Origin of the sequence: Roseovarius sp. MMSF_3298 (assembly GCF_030733705.1) — a bacterium.
GTDB classification, from domain to species: Bacteria; Pseudomonadota; Alphaproteobacteria; order Rhodobacterales; family Rhodobacteraceae; genus Roseovarius; species Roseovarius confluentis.
Genome location: NZ_JASHIN010000017.1, coordinates 77,381 through 88,236, shown reverse-complemented (window position 1 = coordinate 88,236; position 10,856 = coordinate 77,381). Strand labels below are relative to the sequence as shown.

At 58.6% G+C, this 10,856-nt stretch carries 6 protein-coding genes and 1 pseudogene; 4 read left to right on the top strand and 3 right to left on the bottom strand.

Features of this window, described 5'->3' with window-relative positions:
* Window positions 1-72: 72 nt before the first annotated feature.
* Window positions 73-1,003, bottom strand: a pseudogene (locus tag RBB18_RS15565) (IS110 family transposase); the annotation flags it as partial.
* Window positions 1,004-1,211: 208 nt separating this feature from the next.
* Window positions 1,212-3,725 (bottom strand): cation:proton antiporter, encoded by a 2,514-nt coding sequence (locus RBB18_RS15560; protein WP_103764884.1) that lies wholly within the window; start codon window positions 3,723-3,725, stop codon window positions 1,212-1,214.
* An 806-nt stretch (window positions 3,726-4,531) separates the two neighbouring features.
* Between RBB18_RS15560 and RBB18_RS15555 the strand changes: the two genes are divergently transcribed.
* Complete coding sequence (locus tag RBB18_RS15555; RefSeq protein WP_306111418.1) at window positions 4,532-5,518, top strand: ATP-binding protein; 987 nt, start codon at window positions 4,532-4,534, stop codon at window positions 5,516-5,518.
* Window positions 5,519-5,695: 177 nt separating this feature from the next.
* Window positions 5,696-6,247 carry a hypothetical protein gene (locus RBB18_RS15550; protein WP_306111419.1) on the top strand — a complete coding sequence of 184 codons (552 nt, stop codon included), beginning with the start codon at window positions 5,696-5,698 and terminating at the stop codon, window positions 6,245-6,247.
* A 508-nt stretch (window positions 6,248-6,755) separates the two neighbouring features.
* Here RBB18_RS15550 and RBB18_RS15545 read toward each other — a convergent pair.
* On the bottom strand, window positions 6,756-9,014 hold the full coding sequence (locus RBB18_RS15545) for an adenosylcobalamin-dependent ribonucleoside-diphosphate reductase (protein WP_103764882.1): 2,259 nt from the start codon (window positions 9,012-9,014) through the stop codon (window positions 6,756-6,758).
* 262 nt (window positions 9,015-9,276) lie between these two features.
* Here RBB18_RS15545 and RBB18_RS15540 point away from each other — a divergent pair, with 262 nt between their 5' ends.
* Window positions 9,277-9,711, top strand: a complete 435-nt coding sequence (locus tag RBB18_RS15540; RefSeq protein WP_306121256.1) for a DUF1489 family protein — start codon at window positions 9,277-9,279, stop codon at window positions 9,709-9,711.
* A gap of 317 nt (window positions 9,712-10,028) precedes the next feature.
* The gene (locus RBB18_RS15535) at window positions 10,029-10,628 is read left to right on the top strand and encodes an outer membrane protein (RefSeq protein ID WP_103764890.1); all 600 of its coding nucleotides are present in this window, start codon (window positions 10,029-10,031) and stop codon (window positions 10,626-10,628) included.
* Window positions 10,629-10,856 lie beyond the last annotated feature (228 nt).

Sequence of the window (10,856 nt, the reverse complement as noted above, 5' to 3'; positions counted from 1 at the left end):
ATTATGGCTTCGATGAACCAGAAATCCTCCGTCCCTCAAACACCTAAATCTGTCCGGTAGGTGCTGACGTTAGACACGCGCCAACCATTCGCCAAAACTGAAGTCTGGCCAACGGTGCGGCCGCATCATGATGATCTTTGCTGCCTGCACAAACAGCATTCTCAGATACCTGCTGCCGCGTTTGGATATTCGTCCAAGAACCGTTCGGCCCCCGGTGCTGTATTGCCTGGGTACGAGGCCCACCCAGGCCGCAAAATCGCGCCCGCGATCAAACGCCTCACCTTCACCGATTGCTGCTACCATCGCTGTTGAGATCATTGGACCGATACCGGGCACCGTCATGACATTCACGCAGTTCTCTTCGGTTCGACTGATCTCTTCGATCTCCTGCGTCACCTTCTCGATCCGATCATCCATCCACATCCAGTCACCGTAGAGACCGATCAGAATAGACCGCATACGCGGCGATATTTCGTCTTTGCGTTCTTCCAGGATCGTCTCGAACGAGTTCTTCAAGGCACGCAGCCCCTTTCGAACAGTAATGCCTTGCTCAATCAGGAACGCGCGGATCTGATTGGTCGTCGCTGTTCGACGAGACACCAGCCGTGATCTGACGCGGTGCAGTGCTTGCAGGTCGAGCTGGTCCTGGCTCTTCTCGGAAACCGTCTGCAGGTTGGGCCGAAGCGCGGCTTCGGCGATTGCCTCAGCGTCGTTGTCGTCGTTCTTCTGCCCTTTGTTGAAAGGCTTCACATAGATCGCAGGGATGATCCTTGGCTCAAAGCCCATCTCGCGCAATGTCCGGCTCACAAAGTGTGCGCTCAGGCAATGCCTCCATGCCCACAATACAGTGCGGTAGCCTCTCGAATGTCGCGACCAAAGCCAGTCGCTTTATCTGCTTTCGCAGAACCCGCTGCCCCGAATGATCGAAACCCACCAAATGGAATGTGTCCTTGCCGATATCGACACCAATCAACATCAGTCCATCAAAGCCTGTCTTCGCCATGCTACTTCTCCTATCTGCAGAAATAGGCAGAGCCTAACCTGCTGGGTGAAGCAGCCGGTACATCCCATTAGCGGACATCGAAGCACTGAGAACTCGCTGCGGTGCAACATCACCAAACCAGACGTTCCTGGACCATCGTCACTGGCTCATAATTCTCACTTGCCTTTCGAAGCGTTCAGAAAATGTCGGTCTGAACTCGGGAGCCGGCTCAGGCACCGTCCCGGTCGTTTGGCAGCAGGCCCGCCGGATCAACCCCGCGCTTCTCGGCACTCGAACGAACTGCCTCGCGAAGAGCTTGGCTGCGCTCCAGCAATCGCCGAAATCGGTCCTCGTCCAGGACAAGCAGCGTCGTCGGCGCGATGGCGCGCACATCGGCACGACGTGCCTTGTTTGTCAGGATGGCCATCTGGCCAAACATCTCTCCGCGTCCCAAACGCCATGTCTGACCCGCGCTCTCCAGTTCGACAGCCCCGGACGCGATAAAAAAAACGCTCTTTGCGAAATTTTCCTTGCGCAAAAGAACTTCGCCGGCATCGACATAGCGAGTGACAAGTGACCGCCCCAGGCGCTTCATGACACTATCCTCGAGATCGGCAAAAAGCGGAAACTGGCGAACGAACGCTGCGCGCTGAACCGCGACATCAAGAGGAGGTCGTTCCTCCGCCGCCATTCGACGCGTGGCGAGTTCCTGCATCAGCGCCGTGTAGACCTCGGCACCGATCAGGCCGTCTTCTCGCATCGCGACATACTCCCGTTCCTCCATGCGGAGAGCTGTGCGGCGGATGAAGCGCCGTTCAAGTTCTTCAGCATAGCCGGGATATTGCAGTCTCAGACCTTCCAATGCTGTTGCGACTGCCTCAATCCGTCTGGACAGCAATTCATGCAACAGTTCGGCCACCCGTCGGCCATGGATGCGCCTGATGCGACCGTCGATGAATGATCCGAGATCGCGCAGGATCAGGCGTTGCGACAACATCAGTTCGAACCGGTCAGCGGTCATTCGAGCGAGCGGAGCAGAAAACCCAAGACGGCCATGTAGCAGAACCGCGGCCCGAAAAGCCCGGCCATATGCAACGCTTCGGCGCGCCGCGCGCTGGTAGCCGCTGCGGCCCTGCGTTCGAGCACCCTCGATCATCCTGTCAGCATCCGACAGGACCAGTTCCGCCATGCGGGCCGAGATCGTCCGCTCCCGTACCCGGGCCAGAATCGTGTCGCGTTCGTGGCCAGCCAGCGCGATGAGCCCCAGGGCGATGCGGTCGCGATCCAGAATATCCGAATTCTCTTCGGCCGATTTCACCGCGATGTCCAAGCGTTCACCAAATCGCTTGGCTTCGGAGCGCACTGTGTCCCGATGTAGATCGTAGTTGTCTGTGGTTCGAGCCACATCCTCGCGAACGGTCTGCAACGCGACAGCGACGACCTGCCGGGAAAGGGCCTCATCAATAGGAGAAAGCTGGTCAAGGCCGAGACGTCCGATGATCCAGCGCAGGGTCGTGCCCTGAACCAGAAGCGTGAACAGTGTGAAGCCGGTGGCGAGAATGCCAACCACCCGCTGAATATCGGCCGGGACGCGGGCACTTTCGGTCACAGCGAGGGCCAAGGCGAGAGTCACAGCCCCTCTGAGCCCACCCCACAGTATGGCAACCCTGTAGGGCCGCTCGACATCAGGAGAAAGCTTCAACTTTCTCAGAACCGGCATCAGACCGAACAGGATCGCCGCTCTCGCGATAATCGCTGCAATGGTGACGACACCGACCAAAAGAAAGTCCTCAATCCGGACTTCTTCAAGCAGCCGGGGGATCAAAAGCGCGGCGAGGATGAAGATGAGCGCGCCGGCCCAGTGGGCGAGCACGCCCCAGAGTTCCCGCAGGTTCGCCCATGACTGTGGCGGCAGCCGCCCAGGAGCTGTCAGGTTGAGGGTCAGCCCGGCGGCGACTACGGCTATCACGCCCGACGCTCCAATGCTCTGCTCCGCCACGATATACGAAAGATAAGGCAATGCCACGGAGACGGAGATCTGAGCCAGTTCGTGACGGTTGAATAGCGCCATCACCCAAACCGCGATGCGCGCCGCCAGCCAGCCGCTCGCCGCCCCGCCTGCAATGAGGATCGGAAACCGTGCCAGTGCATCTCCGAGGTCAGGGTCCGGGAGTCCCAGCATCACGAAGCCCATGAACAGACCGAACAAAGCAATGGCTGCGGCGTCGTTCAGTAGGCTCTCGCCCTCGATGATCCGTGCCAGACGCCGCGGTGCCGAAATGGAACGAAAGATCGAGACCACCGCCGACGGGTCAGTCGTCGATACGATTGCCCCAATCAGCAGGCAGGCCGCCAAGGGAAGCGCGCTCGCCCAGAAGAGGGCATACCCGACGGACACCGTAGCAACCACAACGGCAACCACCGCCAGCACCAAGATCGGCACCCAATCGTCCAGCATCCGACGCAGGTTCATTCCCAGTGTGGCCTGAAACAAAAGCGTAGGCAAAAAGACATAGAGGAAGACATTGGACCTGATCGGCAGACCGAGGATCGCCTCGGCGATCGGGTTGAGCGCGTCGGTCAATTCCGTTCTCAAAAAGAAGGTCGCACCGGCCCCGATAAGACTGCCGAGGACTGCAAGTATCACGCTATAGGGTAGTCGCACACGTGCAGCGAAAGGCTCGGCCGCGCCGATGATGAGGAAGAACGATGTAATAACGGTCGTAACGAGAATGATGTCCATGGATCGGGAATACCAGAAGATTCCCCGGACGCACGTGCGTTCTCATCTTTGGAAGCCGAGAAGCTCGACCCTACGAAGTGCAACAATCCGGTCATAAGCCCAAGATCGAGGCTATCTGCTGCGGTATTTCACATGTCACGCAAAACGTGCTGTGCACATGCGTCACCTTAGGTGATGACCATCAATGCGACCGACATGGTTTGGCGAGAACTTGCGACTGCCACACTGCACCGAGCTCAAACCGTTTTCTGCCCCCTTGCGGTGCGATTTAGCGCTGCCGTCCGCCCGCCATCGGTGCCGAGCACATCGATCATAACGATGCAGGCTTGGCAGAATGTCCGCTTCCGCAGTGGAACTCAGACCGGTTCCCGTTTGCAACGAACTTCCGGAATCCGCGCTTCCTGCATGTTGTGGCGAACGGCCCATTGCCGACATCGACAACTCCTCGGATAAATGTCCGCTTTTTTGTTTACAGAGTTCATCGTTTGGCCGACTACTTCGGGTTTGGTGCCGGCAGCGCAATGAGTTACCGTTGCTCGTCATTGTCACTTACCGTTCCTGCGATACAGCGAGCATCGTACGTACCTCTCAGAGGAACACCACTGTACGAGATGCGCGAATCCTGCTCCACCACCGAGATTAAATTCCACCTTTGGATTGTAGCTTCACCTTCATTCCCTCAAGCATGAGACAGGAAGGGGAACGGCCTGTCGCAATACGGCTTATGCAAAAACGGATGCCCCATACCTGCCTACAAGCTACCGGATGCAACATGCTTAAGGTTTTCCAGTCCATTGGAAATGTCAATGTTTGTTGATCGCAGCGACCAGAATGCACCGAACCAGTCAATGATCATGACACGTGCGATCGTTGAGGAGAAAAAATGCTCTCTTGACCCGGAAAAGCATCATGATGTCCTGGAGAACTTCACGATCGACAGTCCGGTCCCCTTCGATATCAATGCCGTCCTGAAGAGGCTTCAGCACCTAGATGAAGAAATGGTGCCCGGAGCGAAGGCGGATAAGCAGGGCCCCTATCACGGCAAGCTCAGCCGTCTAATCGGTCGCTTGGAAGCCAAGAGGAATGATCGCCGTTTAGCCTTCCTGTTCCAGCCTCCACCTGAATGTATGGACATGGCTTGGCTCGAACGGATGGTGCATGCCATCTCCGCGGGTCGTGGTGCCCAAGAAGACAGTCAGGGTGGCATAAAGATTATCGACTTTTCAGAGGTGCCATCTGATGTGTTGCCATTAATGGTAAGTCTCTTGGCTCAAATTATCTTCTCCACGAGCCTTTGGACGAAATCTGAAAAGCGCCATCCGATTGCAATCATGTGTGACGAAGCCCATCTATATATCCCGGAGCGTTTGCAGGCGGATAGTGCTGACGCCGTTGCTGTCGAGATATTCGAGCGGATCGCAAAAGAGGGCCGAAAATATGGTATCGGTCTCGTTGTAATTAGTCAGCGGCCTTCAGAAGTGAATCGGACCGTACTCAGTCAGTGTAATAATGTGGTCGCCATGCGCCTCACCAATGGAGACGACCAGAGCGTCATTCGCCGCCTCTTGCCGGATAGCCTTGGCAGCGTTGGTGACTTTCTGCCCGTCCTAGATATCGGTGAGGCACTAGTTGTTGGCGATGCCAGCCTTCTGCCAACTCGAATTCGAATAGCTGAGCCAAATATGAAGCCAGACAGTCAAACTGTTGCCTTCTGGGATCGGTGGAATGAAAATACCCCAATATCCGATACCGAGGCCTCTATTAGATCTTGGCGCAAGCAAAGTGCGTCTTGAGTTTGGCAAAATAGAGACGAGGCGCCCAGAGCTAATCTAGGTGAAGCCCGAAGTCGCCACACCTAGGCGTGCTCACATATTGCTGGATGAACCAATCAATCAAATTGGCTTCGGGGCACCGGATAGATAGAAGTCAATAGCGTGACTCTCTTTAGTTAAAATTGCAAGGCAAGGCCAGTGCCAAGAATCAGAACCAAAATCCTCAAAAGCGCCTTCTCTAAGGCGCTCGAGAAATTTCTACTGTCGGAATCTAGGAACATAAAGAGCGGAACAAGTGAGCGAAACCTATGCGCTAGGCTCGCCATGCACATGGAGGCGGAGGCAACTAGTTCCAACATCACCGGTTACTATGCTGACGTAGAGTACAACAGGAAGCAGGAAGGCCGAGTGAAGACCATACTGGATGAGAATATGGAAGAGGTGGCGATCACTTGCGACTTAATCTTACACAGCCGAGGGGAGTCTGTACTCGAGGATAACCTAATAGCTATAGAGATGAAACGCAGTACACACTCAACCGAAGCGACGGATTCTGACAGAAGACGCCTAAGAGCGATGACTAAATCTTCATTTGATGATGTCTGGTCCGCAGATGGCATAGCTCACCCTGAACACGTATGTGGATATCGAATAGGATATCTATTGGTGCTCAATATACCCCAAAGAACTGTTGCTGTTGAAGAATATGCAGGTGGCGAATTCGTTGGTATAAGCTCCATGTCATTCTAGAGAATTCTGGATGCGGCCCCAATGTGATCGCCTGGAAACGCAAGATATATATCATTCTAGCGTCCAGCATATTTACCCCCCCCTGCTAGAAGATCTGGACTTAGGCGGGGTAGATTGAACGATTGAATGGGATTGCAAGTTTTGTCCGCTTTCCCGACTTTGGCGGGTCGGGCCAAGCGGTGTGATGCCACTGATGCCGCTTTGGGGAAGCCCCTCAGTAGAGATGCCACCCCGGAACGGCAGGTCATGGCCGAACTATCCCGACAAACTAAGATCCGCTGAACGCGGAACCGCATCCACATACTGCCCGGCCTTCCCTCATACGATTACACCGGTCGACTTGGCCTTCTGCACCCGCGGAGTACGGCTGGCATCGCCACAGCCAGACATGCAAACGGCCCCGGGTACTCCCCGGGGCCGATTTTTTATCGTCTCAGCCAAAATGGCCTTGTGAGACGGTTAGGTCATGTCGCCTGACCCGCCACAAGAACAACGACACCCTATAGCATCACGCGCACTTTGAGTGCCCGCAGGACGCACAGGTCAGGCACCCTTCGACCTTGCGCATGTCATAGCTGCCACAAGACGGGCAGGCCGGGCCGCGCGGCGCGTCCAGATTAACCACATTGGCCGTCGGATCTTCCTTCAGGCCCAAGCCCTCGCCTTCGAGAAAGCCGATATTGATCATGTGGTTCTCCAGCACGCCACCGATCGCGGCCAGCATCGAGGGGATATACTTCCCGTTCATCCATGCGCCGCCGCGCGGGTCGAAAACCGCCTTCAGCTCCTCGACCACGAAAGACACGTCGCCGCCCCGTCGGAACACCGCGCTGATCATCCGCGTCAGCGCCACGGTCCAGGCGAAATGCTCCATGTTCTTGGAGTTGATGAACACCTCGAAGGGCCGCCGCCGCCCTTCCAGCACGATATCGTTCACCGTCACGTAAATCGCGTGGCTGCTGTCCGGCCATTTCAGCTTGTACGTCGCGCCTTCCAACTCTGTCGGCCGATCCAGCGGCTCGGACATGTAAACCACCTCGCCGCCCTCCACCGGCATCGGCACCTTTTCTTCCGACTCCACGCTCAGCACGCTGCCGGTGATGTCGTTGGGCCGGTACGTCGTGCACCCCTTGCAGCCCGTATCCCAGGCCTGCATGTAGACTTCCTTGAACGCCTCGAACCCGATATCGGCGGGCACGTTGATCGTCTTGGAAATGCTGCTGTCGACCCATTTCTGCGCCGCCGCCTGCATCTTGACATGCGCCTGCGGCTCCAGCGTCTGGGCATTGACGAAATAGTCCGGCAATTCCCTGTCGCCGAACCGCTCGCGCCACATCTGCACGGCGTAATCCACCACCTCTTCCTCGGTGCGGCTGCCATCCTTCTGCAACACCTTGCGGGTATAGGAATAGGCAAAGACCGGCTCGATCCCGCTACTGACGTTGCCGGCATAAAGGCTGATCGTACCCGTGGGCGCGACACTGGTCAGCAACGCATTGCGGATGCCATGTTCGGCGACCGCCGCACGCACATCCTCGTCCATCGCCTGCATCATGCCACTCTGCAAATAGGGCTCCGCCTCGAACAGCGGAAACGCTCCCTTCTCCCTTGCCAGTTCCACGGACGCCAGGTAAGCCGCCCGCGCAATCGCCTTCATCCAGGCCTCGCATTGCGCCGCCGCTTCGTCGTCGCCATAGCGCAACCCGCACATCAAGAGCGCATCGGCCAGCCCCGTGACCCCCAGCCCGATCCGCCGCTTGGCCTGCGCCTCGGCGCGCTGCTCGGGCAGAGGAAATTTCGACACGTCCACAACGTTGTCCATCATCCGCACCGCGGTCGCGACCAGATCGGCCAGCGCGTCCGCGTCTATCCCTGCACCCTCCTCGAACGGTTCCGTCACCAGCCGCGCCAGGTTGATCGACCCCAAAAGGCACGCACCATACGGCGGCAACGGCTGCTCGCCACAGGGGTTGGTCGCTGCGATCGTCTCGGCGTAATGCAGGTTGTTGGCGGTGTTGATCCGGTCGATGAAGATCACGCCCGGCTCGGCAAAATCATAGGTCGCCTGCATGATCCGGTTCCACAGGTGCCGCGCCTCGACCGTCTTATAAACCTTGTCGCCAAAGACCAGCTCCCACGGCCCGTCCGCTTTCACGGCCTCCATGAAATCATCCGTCACCAGAACGCTCAGGTTGAACATCCGCAGCCGCGCCGCGTCGCTCTTCACCGCGATGAAATCCTCGATATCCGGATGATCGCACCGCATCGTCGCCATCATCGCGCCGCGCCGGCTACCGGCACTCATGATCGTGCGGCACATCGCATCCCACACATCCATGAAGCTCAAAGGCCCACTGGCGTCCGCCGCCACCCCCTCGACCAACGCGCCTTTGGGCCGGATGGTCGAGAAATCGTACCCGATCCCGCCCCCCTGCTGCATGGTCAGCGCCGCCTCGCGCAGCCCTTCGAATATCCCGCTCATGCTGTCGGGGATCGTCCCCATCACGAAACAGTTGAACAGCGTCACCGCCCGGCCCGTCCCGGCCCCCGCCGTGATCCGACCGGCGGGCAGGAACCTGAAGTCCTCCAGCGCGTGATAGAACCGCTCCTCCCACGCATCGGGCTCGGCCTCGGCCTGCGCCACCGCCCGCGCAATCCGGCGCCAGCTGTCTTCCACCGTACCATCCACCGGCGTGCCGTCCGCCTCTTTAAGGCGATATTTCATATCCCAGATAGCCTCGGCGATGGGGGCAGCGAATCGAGTCATGGCAGCACACTTATGGTAGAGGAACAGACCGAAGACACTACAGATTGCGCTCGCCCCGGTCAATCCGGCCATGCCGCACAATCCCCCGGCCACCGCCTTTTTCTTGCACCATACACTCCGGGGGTCTGGGGGCAGCGCCCCCAGGGCCTGCGTGGCCCGAACGGAACTGAAACTGCGTGCCAGGGGCACCCCACAAGGTCGCATCCGCTTGAAATCCCCCGCCCCGGCCATAGGATATGGATCGGTGGAAATGGGGGCAGTCGTGGCAGACCCGAAAATACATCTCGTCAAGCTTTCGGTCGGCACGGAAACCGTCGAGAGCCTTATCGCCTGGCAATCCAGCAAACAGGCGCAGGGCCCCGACGGCCTGGCGCGCCACGTCACCCGCATGTGGCCCCGGCGCGAGGCCGAGCTGCTCGAAGGCGGCTCGATCTACTGGGTGATCCAGGGATTGATCCAGTGCCGCCAGCGCATCCTGCGCCTCGACGAGGTGATCCGCGCCGACGGCATCCGCCGCTGCGGCATCGTGCTGGAGCCCCAGATCATCCGCACCACCACCGCCCGCAAGCGCCCGTTCCAGGGCTGGCGCTATCTTTCCCCCGCTGACGCGCCGGCCGACCTGCCTGAAAACCGCCAGGACGAAGACGCGCTGCCCGCGGATCTCAGCGCCGCGCTGGCCGATATCGGCGTGCTCTGACCGCGCCGTCTCGGCGCGCTTGCACGACGCATGACCAAACGCGCCCTGCACAGGCGCACACCCACTTGATCGTTTGCAAACCAAACGCCCCGGAACAGGCAAATTTCCGCGCTCAAGCATTGAAAAGCGGGAGGTATTCAGCGGCTTTCCGCCTGAAACCGGTCCCGTTTCAAGCGCCGCGCCGCCACTCACGCGCAGGTGATCCTGCGTGTGCCGGCACCCCCCTTGTGGCGCGCCCGGCGCGGACCATATCTGCCCAACACAGCGCCAAGAAGACGCGCTGCGGAACGAAACAGACATGCCGAAAGGACAGCATGATGAAACGAGCAACACCGATCCTCGCGGCCGCCCTCGCCGTTGGCGCCGCCCCCGCATTTGCAGGCAACACGTCGGCCCCGGTCGACGATACGATCGTTGCCGCGCCGCAACCCGCACCTGTGCCGACCAATAATTTTGGCCCCAACTGGACCGGCGCCTATGGCGGTGTCCAACTTGGTTACGGTGACGTCGACACGAACGTGTCGGGCAATGACGATGGCGTGATCGGCGGTCTGACCGCGGGTTACGACTATGACCTCGGCAATTTCGTGGTCGGTGGCGGCCTTGACTATGACTTCGCCGATATCGGCGTGGCCAACAACGCGGCGACGCTGGAAAACGTGTTCCGCGCCAAGGTCCGCGGCGGCTACAAGCTGGGTGATGGCCTGCTTTATGCCACCGGCGGTTACGCCCAGGCCGACACCGACAACCTCGGCAGCGACGATGGCTATTTCATCGGCGGCGGCTACGAGCACATGATCACCCAGAACTTCTCGATGGGTGGCGAACTGCTCTATCACGAGTTCGACGATTACAACAACACCGCGGTCGACGTCGAAGCGACGACCCTGCAAGTTCGCGGCACCTACCGCTTCTAGTTCCGACTGCCAGGGCGTTTCCGCATGCTGGCGACGGACGAACGGAAAACCAAGGCCCGGGCGCGCAATTTGCCTGCCCGGGCCTAACCTTTTGTAGCGTTTCAGGCCTCCAAAAGTTCCAATCACAAAACCGCGAGAGCAGAATAAAGCGGATTCCCGCTCAAGGTGTATCCCGCGCGCATCGCCTTTGGGAATTAGTCTCCGCAAATTCCGTCTTTCAGGTACAAT

Bases quoted from the DNA above. Each gene is read 5' to 3' on its own strand.
- RBB18_RS15560 (WP_103764884.1), bottom strand. From the start codon at position 3,725: ATGGACATCATTCTCGTTACGACCGTTATTACATCGTTCTTCCTCATC.
- RBB18_RS15555 (WP_306111418.1), top strand. From the start codon at position 4,532: ATGTTTGTTGATCGCAGCGACCAGAATGCACCGAACCAGTCAATGATC.
- RBB18_RS15535 (WP_103764890.1), top strand. From the start codon at position 10,029: ATGAAACGAGCAACACCGATCCTCGCGGCCGCCCTCGCCGTTGGCGCC.
- RBB18_RS15545 (WP_103764882.1), bottom strand. From the start codon at position 9,014: ATGACTCGATTCGCTGCCCCCATCGCCGAGGCTATCTGGGATATGAAA.